Annotated in this window: 18 protein-coding genes; 8 read left to right on the top strand and 10 right to left on the bottom strand. The window is 67.8% G+C overall.

Features of this window, described 5'->3' with window-relative positions; genetic code table 11:
* Window positions 1–53: 53 nt before the first annotated feature.
* Entirely contained in the window at window positions 54–1259 is a 1206-nt protein-coding gene (locus tag E5843_RS06895; protein WP_136412235.1) for an acetyl-CoA C-acyltransferase, read from the top strand.
* A gap of 69 nt (window positions 1260–1328) precedes the next feature.
* Here the strand turns inward: E5843_RS06895 and galU are convergent, their stop codons facing one another.
* The 7 genes from galU to cmk form a co-directional block, all read right to left on the bottom strand.
* Window positions 1329–2228 (bottom strand): UTP--glucose-1-phosphate uridylyltransferase GalU, encoded by a 900-nt coding sequence (gene galU / locus E5843_RS06890; protein WP_136412234.1) that lies wholly within the window; start codon window positions 2226–2228, stop codon window positions 1329–1331.
* Window positions 2225–4132 carry a polysaccharide biosynthesis protein gene (locus E5843_RS06885; RefSeq protein ID WP_136412233.1) on the bottom strand — a complete coding sequence of 636 codons (1908 nt, stop codon included), beginning with the start codon at window positions 4130–4132 and terminating at the stop codon, window positions 2225–2227. Before E5843_RS06885 ends, galU begins: the two co-directional genes overlap by 4 nt.
* Window positions 4133–4151: 19 nt before the next feature.
* A complete protein-coding gene (locus E5843_RS06880; RefSeq protein WP_141065831.1) occupies window positions 4152–5141 on the bottom strand; it encodes an MraY family glycosyltransferase in 990 nt (329 codons plus the stop codon).
* Window positions 5142–5149: 8 nt separating this feature from the next.
* Window positions 5150–6331, bottom strand: coding sequence for a lipopolysaccharide assembly protein LapB (lapB, locus tag E5843_RS06875; RefSeq protein ID WP_141065830.1), 1182 nt, complete (start codon window positions 6329–6331; stop codon window positions 5150–5152).
* 125 nt (window positions 6332–6456) lie between these two features.
* The gene (locus tag E5843_RS06870) at window positions 6457–6759 is read right to left on the bottom strand and encodes an integration host factor subunit beta (RefSeq protein WP_134673299.1); all 303 of its coding nucleotides are present in this window, start codon (window positions 6757–6759) and stop codon (window positions 6457–6459) included.
* A 66-nt stretch (window positions 6760–6825) separates the two neighbouring features.
* Window positions 6826–8514, bottom strand: a complete 1689-nt coding sequence (rpsA, locus tag E5843_RS06865; protein ID WP_141065829.1) for a 30S ribosomal protein S1 — start codon at window positions 8512–8514, stop codon at window positions 6826–6828.
* Between the two features lie 181 nt (window positions 8515–8695).
* Entirely contained in the window at window positions 8696–9376 is a 681-nt protein-coding gene (gene cmk, locus E5843_RS06860; RefSeq protein WP_425480733.1) for a (d)CMP kinase, read from the bottom strand.
* A 145-nt stretch (window positions 9377–9521) separates the two neighbouring features.
* Here cmk and ykgO point away from each other — a divergent pair, with 145 nt between their 5' ends.
* The 5 genes from ykgO (at window position 9522) to E5843_RS06835 (ending at window position 13451) form a co-directional block, all read left to right on the top strand.
* A complete protein-coding gene (ykgO, locus tag E5843_RS06855; protein WP_005913193.1) occupies window positions 9522–9647 on the top strand; it encodes a type B 50S ribosomal protein L36 in 126 nt (41 codons plus the stop codon).
* Window positions 9648–9783: 136 nt separating this feature from the next.
* Window positions 9784–10113, top strand: a complete 330-nt coding sequence (locus E5843_RS06850) for a hypothetical protein (protein WP_134673297.1) — start codon at window positions 9784–9786, stop codon at window positions 10111–10113.
* Window positions 10114–10174: 61 nt separating this feature from the next.
* A complete protein-coding gene (locus E5843_RS06845; RefSeq protein ID WP_136413059.1) occupies window positions 10175–11209 on the top strand; it encodes an agmatine deiminase family protein in 1035 nt (344 codons plus the stop codon).
* Window positions 11210–11327: 118 nt separating this feature from the next.
* Window positions 11328–12212: a carbon-nitrogen hydrolase gene (locus E5843_RS06840; RefSeq protein ID WP_136412231.1), complete on the top strand. Its 885-nt coding sequence runs from the start codon at window positions 11328–11330 to the stop codon at window positions 12210–12212.
* A 42-nt stretch (window positions 12213–12254) separates the two neighbouring features.
* A complete protein-coding gene (locus tag E5843_RS06835) occupies window positions 12255–13451 on the top strand; it encodes a TraB/GumN family protein (RefSeq protein ID WP_244240855.1) in 1197 nt (398 codons plus the stop codon).
* A 125-nt stretch (window positions 13452–13576) separates the two neighbouring features.
* Here the strand turns inward: E5843_RS06835 and E5843_RS06830 are convergent, their stop codons facing one another.
* From E5843_RS06830 to E5843_RS06820, 3 genes are read right to left on the bottom strand one after another with little or no spacing between them, the layout of a single operon-like run.
* Window positions 13577–16675 (bottom strand): efflux RND transporter permease subunit, encoded by a 3099-nt coding sequence (locus E5843_RS06830; protein WP_141065827.1) that lies wholly within the window; start codon window positions 16673–16675, stop codon window positions 13577–13579.
* The gene (locus tag E5843_RS06825) at window positions 16672–20163 is read right to left on the bottom strand and encodes an efflux RND transporter permease subunit (RefSeq protein WP_141066138.1); all 3492 of its coding nucleotides are present in this window, start codon (window positions 20161–20163) and stop codon (window positions 16672–16674) included. Before E5843_RS06825 ends, E5843_RS06830 begins: the two co-directional genes overlap by 4 nt.
* Before the next feature lie 17 nt (window positions 20164–20180).
* Window positions 20181–21254, bottom strand: a complete 1074-nt coding sequence (locus E5843_RS06820) for an efflux RND transporter periplasmic adaptor subunit (protein ID WP_244240854.1) — start codon at window positions 21252–21254, stop codon at window positions 20181–20183.
* Between the two features lie 523 nt (window positions 21255–21777).
* Here E5843_RS06820 and E5843_RS06815 point away from each other — a divergent pair.
* Window positions 21778–22113: a c-type cytochrome gene (locus E5843_RS06815; protein ID WP_134674616.1), complete on the top strand. Its 336-nt coding sequence runs from the start codon at window positions 21778–21780 to the stop codon at window positions 22111–22113.
* Window positions 22114–22121: 8 nt separating this feature from the next.
* On the top strand, window positions 22122–22556 hold the full coding sequence (locus E5843_RS06810) for a c-type cytochrome (RefSeq protein ID WP_134673291.1): 435 nt from the start codon (window positions 22122–22124) through the stop codon (window positions 22554–22556).
* The last annotated feature ends 1 nt before the right edge of the window (window position 22557 follow it).

Raw genomic sequence — 22557 nt, 5'->3', positions numbered from 1 at the left:
TCACCTCGAATCACCAATCACCAATCACGAATTCCGCTTTCGGAGAAAGCAAGATGAGCAAGCAGATCCAGGACGCCTACATCGTCGCCGCCACCCGTACCCCGGTGGGCAAGGCGCCCAAGGGCGTGTTCCGCAACACCCGTCCCGACGACATGCTCGCGCACGTGCTGCGTGCCGTGATCGCGCAGGCCCCGGGCATCGACGTCAACCGCATCGACGACGCGATCATCGGCTGCGCCATGCCCGAGGGCGAGCAGGGCATGAACGTGGCGCGCATCGGCCTGCTGCTGGCAGGCCTGCCGGATACGATCGCCGCGCAGACCATCAACCGCTTCTGTTCCTCGGGTCTGCAGGCAGTCGCGCTGGCGGCGGACCAGATCCGTCTCGGCAATGCCGACCTGATGCTGGCCGGTGGTACCGAATCGATGTCGATGGTGCCGATGATGGGCAACAAGGTCGCGCTGTCGCCTTCGGTCTTCGAGGACGACCATGTCGCCATCGCGTACGGCATGGGCATCACCGCCGAGAAAGTCGCGGAGGAATGGAAGGTCTCGCGCGAGGACCAGGACGCGTTCGCCCTCGCCTCGCACCAGAAGGCGCTGGCGGCGCAGAGCGCCGGCGAATTCCGCGACGAGATCTCCGCGCTGGAAGTCGTGTCGCGCCAGGCTGACCTGGCTGGCAACGCCGTGCGGGTCAAACAGCTGCTCGTCGAGCAGGACGAAGGGCCGCGCCCGGATACTTCGATCGAAGGCCTGGCGAAGCTGCGGCCGGTGTTCCGCAACGGCCAGTTCGGCGGCACCGTCACTGCGGGCAACTCGTCGCAGATGAGCGACGGCGCCGGTGCGGTGCTGCTTGCGTCGGAACAGGCCATCAAGGATTACGGCCTGACGCCGCTTGCCCGCTTCGTCAGCTTCTCGGTGGCCGGTGTGCGGCCCGAGGTGATGGGCATCGGGCCGATCGCGGCGATCCCGAAGGCGCTCAGGCAGGCAGGCCTCAGCAAGGACCAGCTGGACTGGATCGAACTCAACGAAGCCTTTGCAGCGCAGGCACTGGCCGTCATCCGTGATTCGGAGCTCGACCCGTCCCGCGTCAACCCGCTGGGTGGCGCGATCGCGCTGGGCCATCCGCTCGGCGCCACCGGTGCGGTTCGCACTGCCACGCTGGTGCACGGCCTGCGTCGGCGCCAGCAGAAGTACGGCATGGTCACCATGTGCATCGGCACCGGCATGGGCGCGGCGGGGATTTTCGAAGCCCTCTGATCCGCGCACCGACCCACGAAAAAGGCGCCCTCGGGCGCCTTTTTCACTGCCGGCTCGATCAGGCCGCCATCAGGCGTCGCCGATCTCCGCATCCGCCAGTGCCTTGCGCATCGCAGCCAGCGTCGAGTCGCGCAGCTTGGGATTGTCGAGTGCGAAACGCATGTTGGCCTCCACCACGCCCTGGTGCTGGCCGCAGTCGAATCGGGTGCCCTCGAACCGGTAGGCCAGCGCAGGCTTTCGCTGCAGGAGCGCGGCGATCGCGTCGGTGAGCTGTATCTCGCCACCCGCACCCGGGGTGGTGTTTTCAAGCAGATCGAAGATGCTGCCGTCGAGCACATAGCGGCCGACCACGGCCAGCGTCGACGGCGCAACCTCCGGCTTCGGCTTTTCCACGATCTCCGAAATCCGCCCGAAACGTTCCGAGAAGCCTTCGGTCGCCACGATGCCGTAGCTGCCGGTCGCACTGCGCGGAACATCCTCGACCGCGATGACGCTGGCCGATTCACGCGCCGCGAGCTCGGCCATCTGCCGCAGTGCGCCGTGACCGTTGCGGTTCCAGATCAGGTCGTCGGGCAACAGCACGGCGAAGGGTTCGTCACCGACGATCGGCTTTGCCTGCAGGACCGCATGCCCCAGCCCGACTGCTTCGGCCTGGGTCACGAACACCGCACGCACGCCCCGGGGCAGCACATGCCTGATCAGTTCCAGCTGCTCGAGCTTGCCCGCCCGCTCGAGCTTCTGCTCGAGTTCGTAGGCCTTGTCGAAGTAATCGGCCACCGCGTGCTTGTAGCGGTTGGTGACGAAGATCAGCGTGTCGCATCCGGCTTCGATCGCCTCGTCCACCGCGTACTGGATCAGCGGCCGGTCGACGATCGGCAGCATCTCCTTGGGAACGGTCTTGGTGGCGGGAAGGAAACGGGTGCCGAGTCCGGCGACGGGGAATACGGCCTTGCGGATGCGTTGGGTCATGTCCTGCGTGCGTGTCTGGCGGGGAATGCGACCACCGTGTGCGGGGTGCGCACGTCGGGAATGCCTGCCGGAATGAACTCCGGAACCGACGTACGCAGGATCACGGCGAGCTCCGCCAGATCGTAGCGTTCGGAAGCGTGACGAAGCCGTTGCGTTGCCGCCAGCACCGCCTCGCTGTGCACCGCACGCGCCTCGGCCTGCAGGATCTTCGGATGCGAGGTCGGCCGATAGCGTTCGTCGGCGTGGAACAGCGTCTCGTGCAACTTCTCCCCGGCCCGCAGACCGGTGTAGACGATGGCGACATCGCGCTGCGGGTGCTTGCCGGCAAGACGGATCATCTGTTCGGCCAGGAGGCGGATCGAGACCGGCTCGCCCATGTCCAGGGTGTACACGGCATGCCGCGAACCGATCGCAGCGGCCTGCAGGATCAGCAGGCAGGCCTCGGGGATGGTCATGAAGTAGCGGGTGACGTCGGGGTCGGTGACGGTCACCGGGCCGCCCATCCGGATCTGCTCGCGGAACAGTGGCACCACGCTGCCCGCCGAGTCGAGCACGTTGCCGAAGCGGACGGTGATGAATCGCGTGTGCGCCGACTCCGCCAACGACTGGCACACGGTCTCGGCCAGTCGCTTGGTCGCGCCCAGCACATTGGCTGGATCCACTGCCTTGTCCGTGGAAATCAGGACGAAGGATCCGACACCCGCCGCCGTGGCTTCGCGTGCGACGGTCTCCGTCGCCAGTACGTTGTTGCGCACTGCCTCGCGCAGCTGGCCTTCGAGGACGGGCACCTGCTTGTACGCCGCGGCATGGAAGATCGCCTCGGGTGTGGACAGCGAGAGCGCGTGGCGCATCACGGCCGGGTCGCCACAGTCGCCGAGGACCGGCAGACACTCGATATGCGGGAAATCGCGGTGCAGTCTGGCCTGGATCGTCGCCAGCGCGAGCTCGTCGATATCAACGACCGTGATCTGGCGGGCGCCGTTGCGTGCGCATTGGCGGCACAGCTCCGCGCCGATCGACCCGCCACCACCGGTGACCAGCACGCTGCGGCCACCCAGCCAGCTGCGGATCGCCTGCCAGTCCGGGACCACGGGCTGACGGCCCAGCAGGTCCTCGATTGCGACTTCCTTCAGTTCACCGGGCAGCGACTGGCCTTCGAGCAGATCATCCAGCCGTGGCACGGTGCGGAACGGAAGCCCGGTTTCCTCGCACAGCGCGACCACGCGACGCATGTTGGCCGCGTCCACCGACGGCATGGCGATGATCAGCAACCGCGCCGCCGTCTCCGGGGCAATACGTGCGACATCCTCGACCCGCCCGAGCACCGGAACGCCCTGCAGGTAACTGCCGCGCAGCTTGGCCGCATCGTCGAGGAAACCGACGGCCTGGTACGCACCGGTGCGTCGCAGGTCACGCAACAGCGCTTCACCGGCCTGCCCGGCCCCCAGGATGAGCACCCGCACGGCACTCTGGTCGGTACGCGCCAGGCTGTGGTCTTTCCAGCTCCGGTACAGCAGTCGAGGCATGCCGAGCAGTGCCGTCAACGCGATCGGATAGAGCACCAGCACCGTCCGCGGCACCAGTTCGAGTCGGTTGTAGAGGAACAGTGCGATCAGTATCGCGAGCAGGCCGAATACACTGGCCTTGAGGATGTTGACCAGGTCCGGGACGCTCGCGAAGCGCCATACGCCGCGATACAGGCCGACGCGCCACAGCACCAGGCCCTGGGCCAGGAGCACGATCAGCGTGGCGGTCGACCACAGCGGCGTCTCCATCGGCACCGGCTGCATCGACAGGCGGAACTGGTGCAGGACGATCCAGCAGAGCCAGACCATGAACAGGTCGTGGGCAATGATGGCCGCACGGGGCAACCATGCACCCGCTCGCTCATGCAAGGACGTCATTCGCGGGGGCCTCGTACTGTCATCCGTGCTCGGAGTCCTGCAGGTATCGCCACCACAGGGCCCCCATTCCCTGCCAGGCCGCGACGGCGGCGGCCATCATAAACCCAAACGTGTAGCCGGAACGCGCCAGGCAGCACGCCAGCAACATTCCGGCCAGGCTCCAGAGGCCGTACGCAACCGTCGTTGCGGTATGTCCGTGCTGGCGGGCCAACGCCTGATATGCGTGCTGGACATGGGGCTGCCACCAGTGCTCGCGTCGCAGGATGCGCCTGCCGAGAGTGAGCGCGGCATCAACGAGGAAGGCGCTGGCCGGCAACAGCAGCAGTGCAGCCGCACCACGTACAGGGGTGCCGGTGTGCTCCAGCGCCACCATCCCTGCCAGCAATGCCAGCAGGTATCCCAACGCCCCGCTTCCGACGTCACCGAGGAAGATCCGCGCGTGGGGAAAATTGAACGGGACAAAGCCGATGCAGGCAGCGACCAGTAGCCAGCCCAGCAACCACGCCGTGGTATCCGGGCCCGCGATCACCGCGGCCGTTGCGGCCACGAGCGCGGCCTGGCTGACCGCCAGGCCGTTGATCCCGTCCATGAAATTCCAGACGTTCACCAGCACGACCGCGGTACCGCAGATGACGATGGCAGTGACGGCGTCCAGACCCGCCTCACGGAAGGCCGCCGCCAGCAGCAGCGCCGCGACGATATGCACCGCAAGCCGAAGCCGCGCGGAGAGTGGGCGATGATCATCCCACCAGCCGACTCCCGCGACGAGGACCAATCCCAGCGCCGACGGCAGTGCGAAACCGGCCTGTGTCGTGTCCCGCCCTGACCACAACAGCACCGCCAGCATGACCAGCACGATGGCGATACCGCCGCCACGTGGCGTCGCGGTCTGGTGGCTGCGACGCTCGCCGGGCTGGTCGACGAGGCGCCGCGCCATCGCATACCGGCGCGCCAGCCACGTCAGCGCAGCCGCGACCAACGCCGCGCAGGCGTAGAGCGCGATCTCCATCAGCGCGGTCAGACGACGGCGTAGTTGAGCAGTGGCTTGATGGTGCCCCACTCCTTGCAACTCGGGCATTGCCAGTGATGGCTGCGCGCCCCGAAGCCACACCGGTTGCAGCGGTAGCTGGGGTTGCGCACCAGCAGCTGGTCGGTGATGTGCTTGAGGTCGCGCAGGGTATGCGCGGGATTACCGCCCTCGCCCGCGAGGGTGAGATCGATCAGCGCGGCTTCGCCACGTACCGAGGGCCGGTCCTTCAACTGGTCGGCGAGGTATTCGCGCGCGGTGTCCACGCCCTGCTCGGCCTCGATCAGCTTGGTCAGCGCCAGCACCGGGGCGATGCCGCGGTAATGCTCGGCCATCTCGCTCAGATAGGACTTCGCCCCGGGCGCGTCGCCGATCCGCTCATAGGCGGTCATCAGCTGCGGCATGATCTCGGGGAGAAACTCGGTATCGTGGCGCCCTGCCCGTTCGAAGGCCTTGATCGCCGCCGCGTAGTTGGCCGCGTCGAATTCCAGGCGACCGGACAGGATGCCCGCACGTACCGACTTGGAATCCGCGGCATAGGCGCGCGCCACTGCCGCGCGTGCGCCGTCGAAATCACCGCCGGAGCGCAGCCGCTCGGCGAGTTCGCATTCGAAATGCGCGATCAGGCGGCCCATCGGCTCACCGGTTACCGTCTCGAAGCGCGTCGCATTCTCGATCGCCTTGGGCCAGTCACGCTCGGCCTGGTAGATCGAGATCAGGTGCTTCAGTGCCTGCGGCGCGCGGTCGTCGAGCGCGGCAAGCTCGGTGAATACCGTCTCGGCGCGATCGAGCAGCCCCGAACGCATGTAGTCCTCGCCCAGTGCAAGCAGGGCCTGGACACGCTGCTGGTCGCTCAGGTCGGCGCGCTCCACCAGACCCTGGTGCAGGCGGATCGCACGATCGACCTCACCGCGCCGGCGGAACAGATGGCCCAGCGCGACCTGGGTCTCGAAGGTGTCCTTGTCGAGTTCGGCGATGTGCAGGAACAGTTCGATCGCCTTGTCCGGCTGCTCGTTGAGCAGATAGTTCAGGCCACGGAAATAGGTGGTGGACAGACGGCTGACCTGGGTGTCGCTGTGGCGCTCCCCGCCCCGCCGGCCGATGATCCAGCCGCTCAACGCGGCCAGCGGCAACAGCAGGAAAAACAGGAACCACTCGCTGATGAAGGCCATTCGGATCGACTCCTTTCAGTCCGCGCGTCGGGCGCGGTCAGGCGCCACGCGTTCTGCGAACGCCGCGCCGCCGAAGTATGACGTGAATGAATACCTGCCGCGGCAGGCAGGACCGCGCAGGCCGCTCAGCCTTCGCCAGGCAGCGGAACCACGCTGCTGACGCGCTCGCGCAATTCCTTGCCCGGCTTGAAATGCGGCACGTGCTTGCCGGGCAACGCCACGGCATCTCCGGTCTTGGGATTGCGGCCGGTACGCGGCGGGCGGTAATGCAGCGAGAAGCTGCCGAACCCGCGGATCTCGATCCGCTCCCCCTGCGCCAGCGAGGCCCCCATCATCTCGAGCAGCGACTTCACCGCAAGGTCGACGTCGTCGGCCTTCAGGTGGGCCTGCCGCCCGGCGAGGATCTCGATGAGTTCCGACTTGGTCATATCCCCGGTCTGACGCTGGATGCGGACGGCGGCCCGGACTCCGGGCCGCCGTCGCCTTGCTTCGACTTACTCGCCCTTGCCCTGCAGCTGCTCACGCAGCAGCGCACCGAGCTTGGTGGTGCCGCTGGACGCTTCCGCCGCGTTGCGGTTGTACTCGGCCAGGCTCTCGGCGGTCTCCGCCTCGTCCTTCGCCTTGATCGACAGCTGCAGCGTGCGGCCCTTGCGATCCATGCCGGTGAACTTGGCTTCGATCTGGTCACCGACCTTGAGCACCTGCGACGCGTCGTCGACGCGCTGGTCGCTGATGTCACGCGCCATCACGTAGCCTTCCACGCCCTCGGCCAGGTCGACCATGGCACCCTTGGCATCGACCTCACGCACGGTGCCGGTGACCTTCGAACCCTTCGGGTGCGAGGCCATGAACTGGCCGAACGGGTCCTGCTCCATCTGCTTGACGCCCAGGCTGATGCGCTCGCGCTCCGGGTCCACCGCCAGCACCACGGCCTGCAGGGTGTCGCCCTTCTTGAGGTTGCGTGCCACGTCGTCGCCGCTGGTGTTCCAGCTCATGTCGGACAGGTGGATCAGGCCGTCGATGCCGCCGTCCAGGCCGATGAACACGCCGAAGTCGGTGATCGACTTGATCTGGCCCTCGACCTTGTCACCCTTCTTGTGGATGGCCGCGAAGGTCTCCCACGGGTTGGACGTGACCTGCTTGATGCCGAGCGAGATGCGGCGACGCTCTTCGTCGACGTCGAGCACCATGACCTCGAGCTCGTCACCGACCTGCACGACCTTCTGCGGGTTGACGTTCTTGTTGGTCCAGTCCATCTCGGACACGTGCACCAGGCCCTCGACGCCCGGCTCGATCTCGACGAACGCGCCGTAATCGGTGACGTTGGAGACCTTGCCGAACACGCGGGTGTTGGACGGGTAACGGCGGGCGATGTTGTCCCACGGATCCTCGCCCAGCTGCTTGAGGCCGAGGCTGACGCGGTTGCGCTCGCGGTCGTACTTGAGCACGCGGACGTCGAGCTCCTGGCCCACTTCCACGACTTCCGACGGATGGCGCACGCGCTTCCAGGCCATGTCGGTGATGTGCAGCAGGCCGTCGATGCCGCCGAGGTCGACGAACGCGCCGTAGTCGGTGAGGTTCTTGACCACGCCCTTGAGCTTGGCGCCCTCGACCAGCTTCTCCATCAGCGCCTCGCGCTCCTCGGAGTGCTCGCTCTCGACCACCGCACGGCGGGAGACGACGACGTTGTTGCGCTTGCGGTCGAGCTTGATCAGCTTGAACTCGAGTTCCTTGCCCTCGAGGTACACCGGGTCACGGACCGGGCGCACGTCGACCAGCGAGCCCGGCAGGAACGCGCGGACGTCCTTGATGTCGACGGTGAAACCGCCCTTGACCTTGCCGCTGATCTTGCCGGTGATGGTCTCGTTCTTCTCGAGCGCTTCTTCCAGCTCGTCCCACACCATGGCGCGCTTGGCCTTCTCGCGCGACAGCACGGTCTCGCCGAAGCCGTTTTCCAGGGAGTCCAGCGCCACCTTGACGGTGTCGCCCACGGCGATGTCGATCTCGCCGTCGTCGTTACGGAACTGCTCGATGGGCACGATGCCCTCGGACTTGAGGCCGGCGTTGATGACGACGACGTCGGTGCGCACGTCGACGACGATACCGGTGACGATGGCGCCCGGCTTGAGCTTGGCAAGGTTGGCCTGGCTCTGCTCGAACAGTTCTGCGAATGATTCGGTCATTGGGAGTTACTCGGTGAGGACACGGACGCGCGGTGCCGGCGGGAACTCCGCCTGCGGACCACGGTCCACCCGTAGGTCGGCCGGTGCGGGATGCGGTGGCCGTTGCAGTTGGTGGATTTCCGTCGCGGTGCGGTATGCGCCGGACGGGCTGTTCCGCTGCGCGACCCGGTCGTGGACGGGATTACCCCCGCACCACTGCCAGCACGCGCGCGACCACCTCGTCGATGCCGACGCCGGTGGTATCGATGCGGACGGCGTCATCGGCCGGCCGCAGCGGCGCCACCGGACGGTTCGCGTCGCGGGCGTCACGTGCGAGGATCTCGCGCAACAGACCGGCCAATGTAACGGAAACCCCCTTGCCGATCAACTGTTTATAGCGCCTGTCGGCGCGCTCCTCGGCACTCGCGGTCAGGAACACCTTCCAGCGTGCGTCGGGAAAGATCACCGTGCCCATGTCGCGCCCATCGGCGACCAGGCCGGGCTGCTGCCTGAACGCGCGTTGCCGGTCCTTGAGGGCGGAACGGACCTCGGGGATGGCGGCAATCGCCGAAGCTGCGGCCCCAGCGGTTTCCGTGCGCAGCTCGTCGGTGGCGTCGACATCGTTGATCAGCACGCGGGGTTCGCCGCCGGGCGCGTCGCGGAACGCGATCCGGGTATCGAAGGTGCAGCGCACCAGTGCCGCGGGATCGGCCAGATCGATGTCGTTCCAGCCAGCCGCCACACCCACGCCGCGGTACAGCGCGCCGGAGTCGAGATAATGCCAACCCAGCTGTCCGGCCACCGCGCGACTGATCGTGCCCTTGCCCGACCCCGAGGGGCCATCGATGGCAAGGACAGGCGCGGCGGGATCGGACAGGGGCATGGGTGGACTCGGCGATGGACGTGGCCGCCATTCTAATGCCGCCCCGGACACTGCCCGTCCGGCATCCGCCACTGTTGCCGCAGGTGCGGCGTGTCCGCTAGAATCGCGGGTTTCCTGTCGTCATCACTTTCCCTGAGGTTCCATCATGAAGGTCCTGTCCTCCCTGAAGTCGGCGAAGACCCGCCACCGTGACTGCAAGGTCGTTCGTCGTCGTGGCAAGGTCTTCGTGATCTGCAAGTCGAACCCGCGCTTCAAGGCCCGCCAGCGCTGAGGCGCCCGGCGGCGCAGCACGCGCCGATGGATAGACGATCGGGCCGCCCTGTTGCGGCCCGCGTCTTTTGTGCGGCCCGACGCCACGCCGCCCGCATTGCACCCTACAATCGGCCGTCCCGTTCAGGAGCCGTGCCATGCAAATCCGCAGCATCGCAGCCGTGTCGTGCCTTCTCCTCCTCATGGCAGGTTCCGCATCCGCGGACGTGCTGCTGATCGAACGCGTGCAGGCGCAGTCGCAACTCGCGCTGCCGACGCAGGGCATGCGCATGGCCGAAGTCGAGGCCCGCTACGGAGCGCCAGCCGACCGGCTGGACCCGCGCGGTGGCCAGAAGCGCGACTGGCCGACGATCAACCGCTGGGTCTACCCGGGGTTCACCGTGTACTTCGAGCGCGACCGCGTGGTGAACGCGGTGCTGAACAAGGCCGCATCCAACGAGATCGGGCCCAAGCCCGCCATCCGCTGACGGCGCGCATGTTTCTCCGAGCCGGCCCCAGCGGCCGGCTCTTTCGTTTGCAGGATCAAAGATGACCGACACCATCCGCTTCCCCGCCGAATGGGAGCCGCAGGACGCGATCCTGCTGGCCTGGCCACATGCCGGCACCGACTGGGCCGATCGCCTTGGCGAGGTCGAAGAGACCTATATCGCGCTGGTGGCGGCAATCACGCGTTTCCAGCGGGTGCTGCTGTGCGTGGCCGATGACGATGTCGAGGCCTACGCCCGGGCGCGACTGGCGTCGGCGCGGATCGACATGTCGCGTGTGCGCTTCCTGCCGGTGCCCTACAACGACACCTGGCTGCGCGACACCGGCCCGGTCACGCTGCGCACCGGCGAAGGCTTCCGCCTGCTCGACTTCCGGTTCACCGGCTGGGGCGGCAAGTTCGAGGCGACCGAGGACGATGCGCTGGTGCGCCGGTTGGCGACGATGGGCGTCTTCACGGACAGCACCGTGCAGACGATCGACTTCGCGCTCGAGGGCGGCGCCATCGAAACCGATGGCGAGGGCACGCTGCTGACGACATGGAAGTGCCTGCGCGAGCGCCACCCCACCTTGGCGCAGGACGAACTCGACGCACGGCTGATGGCGTCGCTGGCACAGGACCGCGTGCTGTGGCTGCGCCACGGCTATCTGGAAGGCGACGACACCGACGCCCATGTCGATACCCTCGCCCGCTTCGCGGCCCCCGACGCGATCGTCTACCAGGCCTGCGACGACGCTGGCGATGCCACCCATTACGACGAACTGCGCGCGATGGGCGAGGAGATCGCCGCGCTGCGCACGCCCGATGGCGGCAGCTACCGCATGTTCCCGCTGCCGTGGCCGCGCCCGATCCATGATGGCGATCGCCGCCTGGCCGCGTCGTACGCCAACTTCCTCATCCTCAACGATGCGGTGCTGATGCCTGGCTATGGCGACGACGCGGACGAGCGTGCGCGTGATGTCGTTGCTGCAGCATTTCCCGGGCGTGAGATCGTGCAGATCGATTGCCGTCCGCTGATCTGGCAGAACGGCAGCCTGCATTGCCTGACCATGCAGCTGCCGGCCGGCGTGCTCGGCTGACGCCACTCACCCGCGCGGCCTGCCGGCACACCGCGGACACGGCGCGCGCCACCCCACGCATCAGCTACGCGCGTCCTCGATCAAGGGGCATACAGCCCCCGGGTATTAGACTGTCCGCATGAAGAACAACACTCTTTCCGTCGCGCTCATCCAGGAGCGCAACCACGGCGATGCCGCCGCGAATCTCGCCGTCATCGAGCAGCGCGTGGCCGAAGCGGCCGCTGACGGTGCGCGTCTGGTGCTGCTGCAGGAACTGCACAACGGTTCCTACTTCTGCCAGCACGAATGCGTGGACGAATTCGACCTGGCTGAGCCGATTCCCGGCCCCAGCACCGACCGGCTGTCCGCGCTGGCGAAGCAGCATGGCGTGGTGCTGGTCAGCTCGCTGTTCGAGCGCCGTGCCGCGGGCCTGTACCACAACACCGCGGTGGTGTTCGACGCCGACGGCAGCATCGCCGGCAAGTACCGCAAGATGCACATCCCCGACGACCCGGGCTTCTACGAGAAGTTCTACTTCACCCCGGGCGACCTCGGCTTCCAGCCGGTCGATACCGCGGTGGGCCGCCTTGGCGTGCTGGTCTGCTGGGACCAGTGGTACCCGGAAGCGGCGCGCCTGATGGCGCTGGCCGGTGCGGAGCTGCTGCTCTACCCCACCGCGATCGGCTGGGACCCGGGTGACGAGCAGGCGGAAAAGGACCGCCAGCGCGATGCGTGGATCCTCAGCCACCGTGGGCATGCCGTGGCCAACGGTCTGCCGGTGCTGTCGTGCAACCGCGTCGGCCATGAGGCGTCGCCGCTCGGGGCTGCCGGCATCGACTTCTGGGGCCACAGCCACGTGCTGGGTCCGCAGGGCGAGTTCCTCGCCCAGGCGGGAAACGGGCCGGAAATCCTGCTGGCCGAAGTGGACATGAAGCGCAGCGAGGACGTGCGGCGGATCTGGCCGTTCCTGCGTGATCGCCGCATCGACGCCTACGGCGATCTGCTCAAGCGCTATATCGACTGACCCGCCCACGGGAACGGAACGCCACCTTTGATCACCGAACCCGTGTCCCGGCTGTGGCACAGCCAGCCGCATGCCATCGTCGAACGCGACGGCGTGCGCTATACCCTGCTCGGCACCGCACATGTGTCGCGGGCGAGCGTCGATGCCGTCGAGGACGCCATCGACAGCGGCGGGTTCGATACCGTCGCGGTGGAACTGGATGCCGGACGCCTGCAGGCGCTGACCGACCCCGACACGCTGGCCAGCCTCAACCTGGTCGACGTGATCCGGAAGGGGCGCGTGGCGATGTTCGCCGCCAATCTCGCCCTGGCCGCCTACCAGCGGCGGCTGGCCGAGCAGCTGGGTATCGAACCGGGTGCGGAGCTCAAGCGTGCGGTCGCCGCGGCACGGGAACGTGGACTGGCAGTCGAGCTGATCGACCGCGACGTCGGCCTGACCTTCCGCCGTGCCTCCAGCCGGCTCGGCTTCTTCGGCAAGCTCAAGCTGGCTTCCAGCCTGCTCGCCGGGCTGATGAGCAGCGAGGAGATGGGCGAGGCCGAGATCGAGAAGCTCAAGCAGGGCGACATGCTGGAATCGAGCTTCGGCGAGTTCGCGCAGACCAGCCCGGCGCTGTACGAGAGCGTGATCGCCGAGCGCGATCGCTACATGGCCGCGCGCCTGCGTGAGGTGCCCGACGGTGCGCGCGAGGTGCTGGCGGTGGTCGGCGCGGGACACCTCGCTGGGCTTGCCCGCCACCTTGCCGAGGATGCCGATCCGCCAGGCGTCCTGCGTGCGCAGCTGGAACACGTGCCACCGAAACGCAGCATGCGCTGGGTCACCAGCGTGGTGATGGTGCTGATCCTCGCCATGATCGGCTGGGGGTTCTGGCACGGCGGCGCCGAACTCGGGCGCCAGATGGTCACCGACTGGGTGCTGATCACCGCTGGCTTCGCTGCACTGGGCGCGATCGCCGCCGCGGCGCATCCGCTCGGGGTGCTGGCGGCCGCCATTGCCGCGCCGTTGAAACCGCTCCGCCCGCCCGGCATTTCGCCGGGTCTGTTCAGTGCGCTGATCGAAGCGCGGCTGCGCAAGCCCGCCTACGGCGACTTCCTTGCGCTGCGCGACGATGCGGTGACCCTGCGCGGGTGGTACCGCAACCGGGTGTCACGGACCATCCTCAATTTCATCCTCACCAACATCGGCTCGAGCGTCGGTGTCTGGGTGGCGGGCCTGCGCATCGCACGCCAGATGTTCGGCTGATCCCGGCCGACTCCGCTTCCATCGTGGGCCGGCCGCATGCGTCCTGCCTGGAATCACGGCGGCGCCCCGGACCCGCTCCCGGCATGTACGCGACGGGAGCGGGAGCGTCCCCCGCTCCCGTCGACTCAGGCGACATCCACGGTCAGCGGCGGCGCCACGTCCTCACCGCGCCGACGACGTGCGCGGCGCAACACCCGGCTCGTGCCCGCGGCAAGGTCGTCCAGCAGCGCGTAGATGGTCGGCAGGAACAGCAGGCTGACCACGGTGGAGAACGCGAGGCCACCAGCCACCGCGCGTGCCATCGGCGAGTAGGCCAGCCCGCCCAGCACCACGGTGTCGCTGAGCGAGATCGGGATCATCGCAAGGATCGCGGTGCCCATCGTCATCAGGATCGGCCGCAGGCGTTCGCGGCTGCCTGCCACCAGCGCGTCGGTGCGGCTCATGCCGCGGCGACGCAGGTTGTTGATGTGCTCGACCATGATGATGCCGTTGTTGACCACCACGCCCATCAGCACCAGCACGCCGATGAAGGCCATCACCGTGAACGCCGTGCCGGTGATCCAGAACAGCCAGAACACGCCGAAGATCGAGAACAGCACGCAGCTCATGATCGCCGAGGGAAACAGCAGCGACTCGAACACCGCCGCCATCACCACGTAGATCATCACCAGCGCCAGCACGAAGTTGAACAGCATCTGCACCATCGCCTGCTGGTCTTCCTCGAAGCCGCTGCCGGAGAAGCTGTAGCCGTAGCCCGCAGGCAACGACATCGCCGCGAGCGTCCCTTCCATGGCCTTGCGCGCATCCTGCATGGTCGCCTCGCCTTCCAGGTTGGCCAGGATCGCGAGCGTGGTCTGGCGGTCGGTGCGGCTGATCTGGCTGGCGCCCGGGACCAGGGTCACGTCGACCATGCTCATCAGCGGCACCGTGCGGCCGTCCGGCGATCGCACGTTGAAGGTGGCGATGTCCTCGGCGGAGAAGCTCTCCGCGCCGGCAAACCGTGCCCACACCGGTACCTCGGTCTCGCCACGGCGGAACTCGCGCAGCTGGCTTCCGCGCAGCGCCATGCCGACGAAGTTCGACACCTGTTCCGCACTGAAGCCATAGGCGGCGGCACGATCGCGGTCCACCCGTACGGTGAGTTCCTGGTTGGTGTCGCCGGCATCGATGCGCACGTCGCGCAGCTCCGGCCTGCTCTCGAGCACCGGCAGGATGTCGAGGGCAAGCTCGCGCAGTGCCTGCGCCGAGTCACCGACCAGCAGCACCTGCACGTTCTGGCCGACGCCACCGCCCTGGCCACCGTCGCCCGATCCCTGGATGCCGATCTCCGCACGGGCCGACTTCGGCAGTTCCTTGCTGAGCTGGTCGCTCTTCGCACGCAGATCCACCTTGCCGTCGCCGAACGTCACCACGGTGCCCGAATCGCCTTGCTCGCCGTACCAGGAATAGATCTGGGTGATGCCCAGCCGCTCGCGGTTCTCGTCGAGGAAGTTCTCCACCCGCGCCACTTCCTGCGACCGCTGTTCGCGGTTGTAGCTTCCCTTCCACTGGTAATAGACGGTGACCTCGTTGCCGCCCTCGCCGCCGCCGAACATGTCCATCTTGGTCTTGGCCATCGGCACGATGCTGATCGCCACCACCAGCGCGATGCCTGCAACGCTCCAGCCGCGATGTTGAAGCGTCCAGCGCAGGAAGCGCGCGTAGCGGCGCTGCAGCCGCGGGATGAAGCCATCGGGGCTGGCGACCGCGGGCGGCGTGCGCATGCGTGCCGACAGCATCGGGATCAGGCTCACCGCCACCAGCCACGAGGCCAGCAGCGACACCGAGATCGTGATAGCGATCTGGGCCATGAAGATGCTGATCTGGTTGGTTTCGCCCAGGAGGTTCGGCAGGAACACGATGCAGTGGCACAGGGTGCCGGCCGACAGCGCGATCGCCACGTTGCGGGTGCCGACGATCGAGGCGTGCGCCGGGCGGTCGGGATAACGCTCGCGCTCCTGGTAGATGCTTTCGACCACCACCACCGCGTTGTCGACCAGCATGCCCACCGCCAGCAGCAGGCCCATCAGGGTCAGCACGTTGAGGGTCACGCCGAAGAAGTGCATGAAGCCCAGCGTCATCACGAAGCAGATCGGAATCGCGAGCGTGACCATCAGCGTCGACGGCCAGTGGCGCAGGAAGAAGAACAGCACGACGATCGACAGCAACAGGCCGATCGCACCGGCCTCGGCGAGCTCCAGCAACGAACCGGTGACCTCCTCGCCCATGTTCTGGATGACCTTGACGTCGATGCCTTCGAGCCCCGGCTCGGCGCGCGCGCGGTCGATCTCGGCCAGCGCTTCGCGCGACACCTCCACCAGGTTGGCGTCGCGCTCCTTGAAGATGTCGATACCGACCGCGGTGCGGCCGTCCAGGCGCCGGCCGTAGTCCATCCGCTGCGGACGCAGCCGCACGTCGGCGACATCACGCAGGCGCAGGCCGCTGCTGTTGATCGACATCTCGCGCAGCTGTTCGAGGTCGTCGATCTCACCCACGGGCTGCACGCGCAGGCGCTGTCCGCCGTCCTCGATCAGGCCGGCGGAGACCGAGAAGTTGGCGTTGCGCAGGCGTTCGCCCAGGGCGTTGAGCTCGATGCCATGCGCGGTCAGCCGCTCCGGGTCGATGGCGATCTCGACCTCGTTCGGCGGCGCGCCGCTGATCTCGACGCGGGCGACACCGGGCACGCGTTCGATCCGCCGCTTGAGCTGGCGATCGATCAGGTCGTAGGCGCCGGTCAGGTCGGTATCGCCGGCCAGGCGCACCCGCAGCACGGGTGCGTCGGTGGTCGAGAACTTGAAGACGAAGTAGCGGCGGAAGTCGCCCGGAAGCTCGCCGCGGATCGCGTCGATGCGCTCGCGCGCCTCGGATGCGGTGATCGCGATGTCGCGATCCCAGTCCGAGAACTCCATGATGACGGTCGCGCCCTCGGAGTTGGCACGACTGCGCAGGCGGTTGATGCCGGTCATCGTCGCCAGGGTTTCCTCGACCGGACGCAGCACGTTGCGCTCGACCTCTTCCGGCGTGGAGCCCGCGTACGGCAGCTGCACGAACAGGAACGGTACGGAGACGTCCGGCAACGCCTCCAGCGGCAGGCGGAACGATGCGATCAGCCCGACCACGAACAGCGACACGAACAGCATCACCGTGGTGACCGGGCGGCGCAGGCTGAGTTCGGCGACGCTCATGCGTGCTGCGCCTCCGCTGATGCCACCAGTGCGGCGTCGGTCGCACCGCGCGCACGCAGGCCGCGCGCCCGGTACCAGGCGTCGCCACGGCGGTCCATCAGGTCGTAGACCACCGGGATCACCACCAGCGTGAGCAGCGTGGAGACGATGGTGCCGCCGATCACCGTGATCGCCATCGGCGAACGGACCTCGGCGCCCTCGCCGAACGCCAGCGCCAGCGGCAGGAAGCCGAACACCGTGCACAGCGAGGTCATCACGATCGGCCGCAGGCGCGAGCGCGCGCCCTCCACCATCGCCTCGCGCTTGGGCACACCCTCCTCGCGCAGCTGGTTGACCTTGTCGATCAGGATGATCGCGTTCTTCACCACCAGCCCGACCAGCAGGATCAGGCCGATGAACACCACCACCGAGATCGTGTTGCCGGTCACCAGCAGGGCCAGCACCGCACCCACCACGGCCAGCGGAATGGTGAACAGGATGACGAACGGATGCAGCAGCGATTCGAACTGCGAGGCCATCACCAGGTAGACCAGGAAGATCGCCAGCGCGAAGGCGAACAGCAACGAACGCAGCGAGCTGGCGAGCTCCTCGCCCTGGCCGCCGATGTGCATCGACACGCCCGCGCCGAGGCCGGCACCGGCAGCGTTGGCGTCTGCCACCAGACGCTGCACGTCCGATACCGCGGTGCCGAGGTCGATGCCACGCAGGTTCGCCGACACCACCGCCACGCGCACCTGGTCGGCGCGATGGATCTCCGCCGGGCCGGTGGTCGACACCACGTCGGCCACTGCCGACAACCGCACCGGGCGCGCGGCTTCCGGGTTCACCACCAGGTTGCGGATCGCCTCGAGCGAGTCCCGCTGGTCCTGCTGCGCGCGCACCAGCACGTCGATCTTGCGGTCGCGGAAGTTGTAGCGCGTCGCCACCTCGCCGCGCACCGAGCGCACCACCGCATCGGCAACCTGCCGCGTGGTCAGGCCGAGCGCGCCGGCACGTGCCTGGTCGAACACGATCTGGATCTCGGGCGCGCCCTGCTCGACGGTCGACTTGACGTCGTCATAGTTCGGGCTGGTCCGCAGCATTGCGGCCATCCGCTGCCCGGCCGCGGCGAGGCTGTCCAAGTCCTGGCCACGCAGTTCGATTTCCAGCGGCGTGGAGAAACTGAAGAGCGCCGGCCGGCTGAAGTCGACCTGCACGCCGGGATAGCGCGCCATCGTCGCCCGCAGCCGATCGCTGAGCGTGCCTTCGAGTGCGCGGCTGCCACCATCGGTCATGACCACGGTGAGCTTGCCGACGTTCTCGCCGCTGTCGGTGGGGCTGGCGTCCAGGCGGGTACCGGAGCCGGTGTAGCCGAACAGCGCGTCCACGCCTTCGTCGTCCGCGTGCGCGCGCTGCACGTCGGCCATCACCCGGTCGGTCTCGCGCAGCGGCGTCCCCGGCGGCAGCTTCATGGTCATCTCGAAGCGGTCCTGCGCCAGTTGCGGGATCAGGTCGGTGCCCAGCATCGGCACGATCGCGAGACTGGCCAGGAAGGCCAGCGCCGCAACGCCCATCACCAGCACCGGCCGCGCCAGCGCGGCCGGCAGCAGACGCAGGTAACCACGCTCGGCACGGTTGTACGGCGCCATCGAGAGGTCGCTGGCCTTGCGCATGACCGGGCCGACGAGGGCAACCACCCCACGCCAGGCGCGCACCACCGTCCACGCAATGGCAAACCAGACCCCGCGCACCGACGCGCCGATGCCACGACCCGTCGCGGCCACCGGCTTCTGCCAGCGGCGGTCAGGCCGCCACTGCGGATGCGGGTCCTCGTCGGGGAATTGCATCGGCGACGTCGCGCCCAGCGCGCTCAGCATCGGGATCAATGTCATCGCCACCGCGAGCGAGATCGAGACGGCGAGTGCGATGGTGATCGCCTGGTCGCGGAACAGCTCGCCCGCGATGCCTTCGACGAACACCAGCGGCAGGAACACCGCGATCAGCGTCAACGTCGAGGCCACCACCGCCATGCTCACCTCGCGGGTGCCCTCGATCGCCGCCGCAAGGATGCCGAGCCCGCGCTCGCGCGCCTTGGCGATCGACTCCAGCACCACGATCGAGTCATCCACTACCAGCCCGGTGGCCAGCGCCAGGCCGCTGAGCGACATGACGTTGAGGCTCAGGCCCAGCTGGTCCATGAAGAAGAACGTGGTGATGATCGACACCGGCAGCGACAGGCCGATCACGAAGGTGCTCCAGCCACTGCGCAGGAACAGGAAGATGATCAGGATCGCCAGCGTGCCGCCGAGCACCGCGTCGAACTTGACGTCGGAAATCGCCGCGCGGATGAACTTCGCCTGGTCGTCGACCACGGTGAGCTCGACCCCGGGCGGCACTTCCTTGCGCAGCTGTTCGAGGCGCGCATGCACCGCATCGGCGGTGGCGACGGTGTTGGCATCGCCCTCCTTGTAGATCGCGAGTTCCACCGCCTCGCGGCCGCCAAGGCGGATGATCGACTCGCGTTCGCGATAGCCCTGGCGCACCTCGGCGATGTCGCGCAACCGCACCGGGCGGCCATCGGCCACCGCGCGGTTGCCGCCGCTGCCCGCGCTCTGCGCCTGCATCGCTGCGGCCATCACCGCGGCATCGCCGGAGGCCGCCGCGATGCGCGCGACCTCGTCCGCACCACCGCCACCACTGGCCGCCGCCGACTGCGTGGCCACCAGCATCTCGCGGATCTCTTCCACGCCGGCGAACTGGTTCACCGTGCGCACTAGGTAACGCTGCGTGCCCTGCTCCAGGCGGCCGCCGGACAGGTTCACGTTCTCCTGCTTGAGCCGCTGGATCACGTTGTCGATCGGCAGGCCGATGCGCGCGAGCATCTGCGTATCGAGCTCGACCTGGATCTCGTCCTCGAGGCCGCCGCCGACGCGCACCGCGGCCACGCCCGTCACCGGCTCAAGCTTCTTCTTCAGGTCGTCGTCGGCGTAGCGGCGCAGCGCGGTGAGCTGGCGTACCGCGTCGCCCTCGCCCGTCGCACTCAGCGCCACGCGCAGGATCGGCTCGGTCGAGGGGTTGAAGCGCAGCACCACCGGTGCCGCCACTTCCAGCGGCAGCTGCAGGGTCTCCAGCTTGTCGCGCACCTCGAGGCCCGCCTGGTCCATATCGGTGCCCCAGGCGAATTCGAGCACCACGTCGCTCTGCCCGGTGCGCGAGACCGACTTCATCTTGCGCAGGCCCTTCACCACGCCCAGCGCTTCCTCCACCGGCTGGCTGACCAGGGTCTCGATCTCCGACGGCGCGGCACCGGTGTACTCGGTGCGTACGGTCAGGGTCGGGAAGCTCAGGTCGGGCAGCAGGTTGACCTTGAGGTTGCCCAGCGCCAGCAGCCCGAACAGCAGCAGGCTGACCGTCACCATGGCGACGGTGACGCGGCGCCGGGTGGAGAACTCGATCACCCCGCCGCGGGCGTACGGGCCCGGACCGGTGCCTTCGGAGGCGCCAGCCATGTCGTCATCGAGCCGGTTCATTGACGTTCGCCGCTGCTGTCGTTGGATGCATCGGTCGGCGCTGCCGCCACGCGCGGGCCGATCACCTGGACCAGGCCGCCGTCGCGCAGGGCCACCTTGCCGGCGGTCACCACCGCGTCGCCGGGCTCCAGGCCCTTGCGAACCTCGACGAGGTTGCCATCGACATAACCCAGCTCGATCGCCGTGCGTACGGCCTTGCCGTCGCGTACCACGTACACCGAGGGCTCGCCCTCGTCGTCGAGCAGTGCCAGCCGCGGAATGGTCAATGCGTCGGCACGCTGGTCGTAATCGATGCGGATGCGGCCGAACATGCCGGGTTGCAGGCTGTCACCGGCGAAGGCGCAGATCACCCGGAATGTGCCGCTGCCGGCATCCACCACCGGCGCCACGCGATCGACCGTGCCGACGAATTCGCGACCGGGCAGCGCGTCCACCTGCAGGCGCACCGGCAGGCCGGCGCGCAGCGTGGCCAGCTCGCGCTCGGGTACGTTGAGCGTGGCCTCGAGCCGCGAGTTGTCGATGATGCGCAGGATCGGCGTGTTGATCTGCACGAAGTTGCCGGTCTTGATCGAACGCGAGGCCACCACGCCCGAGATCGGCGCCACCACGTTGGTGTAGGACAGTTCCAGCTGCGCCAGGCGGTAGGCCGCGCGCACGTTCTCCAGGTCGTACTTGAGCTGCTCGTGGTCACCGGCACTGATCAGCTGCTGCGAGGCCAGGCGGTCGGAGCGGTTGAAGTTGCTCTGCAGCTTGCTCAGCTGTGCCTGGAGCTGCGCCAGGTTGAGGCGCGCGCGATCGGGATCCAGCCGCACCAGCGGCTGGCCGGCGCGAACGACATCGCCTTCTTCGACCAGCACCTGCAGCGCCACGCCCGACGTCTTCGCCACCACCTGGGCTTCGGCCTGTGCCTCCAGCGGCGCGGTGCCGGTGTAGCTGGCGGCGATCGCGCGCCGCGAAGCCTCTGCCGTTTCCACCGGCACCGCGGTGGTCGCCGGGTCGGCCTGTTCCTTGGCTGCGGCATCGCCGGCGCCCTTGCCGCAGCCCGCCAGCATGGCGAACAGGAAGACCATTCCGATGGCCGGCAGGCTGTTGTGCCAGCGTGTGGCTGCTACACGATACGAACGCATGTCCGTGGATCCCCGAGAACGTTTGGTTGGTGTTGTAGTTATGTATATCACCAGGACCCGCTGACATCATCCGTCAAAGGTCATGGTGACTCGTGGCGACCCACGCGGCACCGCGGGCATCACCTGCTGGTCTGCCCGATGCGCCTGAAGTTCAGTGCCCCATCCGGCGGGCGTCGGCGGCATCCACCGCCGGCGCCGTCGATGCCGGGCGCGCATCGTAAGCGATCCCGGCCCGGTGGTAATGCGTGGCTGCATGCCTTTCGCAAACGCCCGCGCCCGGCGTTGCAGGACAGGGCGGCGCTACCGTGTTCCCACGATCGCAGCGATTGGATGCGACTGCCGACCACCTTGGGATGCGCCATGAACGCAGGCTATACTCGGGCGATTGCGCGCCGGGGAAAGCAGGCGCCGATCCCTACCGGCCAACGCCACGCGAAACCAGCCAACAGGAATGCGGAACAACATGATGCGACCGCTACTTGCAGCCTGTCTTGCCCTTGCCGCATCCAGCGCGGCCCATGCGCAACAGCCGCAGCCGGCCACCGGCACGCCCGATCTCGAAAACGGCCGCATGCTCACCTACACGTGCCACGGCTGCCACGGCATTCCGAACTACAAGAACGCCTACCCCAACTACCGCGTGCCGAAGATCGGCGGCCAGCCGGAGCCCTACCTGGTGAACGCGCTGACCGAGTACCGCAACAGCGGGCGCCGGCATCCGACCATGGAAGTGCAGGCCAAGAGTTTCTCCGACCAGGACATCGCCGATATCGCGGCGTTCCTTTCCGGCCTGCAGAAGTGAGCCGCGCCATGACCCGTCTGCACCTCCTCGCCCTTCCGGTCGCCACCGCCCTGCTGCTGTCCGCCTGCTCGGGCGGTGCCGAGGGCGAACACGCGGCCACCGCCGAGAACCGCTCCTCGTCCGCCGGCCTGCCCAGGGGCCGCGTCGAACAGGGCGAAGCGCTGGCCCATACCAAGGGCGAGGCCACCGGCCAGTCCTGCATCGATTGCCATGGCCCCGACGGCAACCAGCCACTCGACGCGACCTACCCGAAGCTTGGTGGCCAGTACGCCGACTACCTCGCCCATGCGTTGCAGGCCTACCGTGCCGGCGAGCGTTCGAACGCGCTGATGGCCAACCAGGCCACCGGTCTCAACGATCAGGAAATCGCCGATCTCGCCGCGTACTTCGGCTCGCGTCCGTCGCAGATCGTCACCCTCGAGGCCACGCACTCGCAGCGCTGAC

Source organism: Luteimonas yindakuii, assembly GCF_004803715.2.
In the GTDB taxonomy this organism is placed as follows: Bacteria; Pseudomonadota; Gammaproteobacteria; order Xanthomonadales; family Xanthomonadaceae; genus Luteimonas; species Luteimonas yindakuii.
Note: the sequence above shows the minus strand (reverse complement) of the source record. Positions and strands in the feature narration are given on the sequence as shown.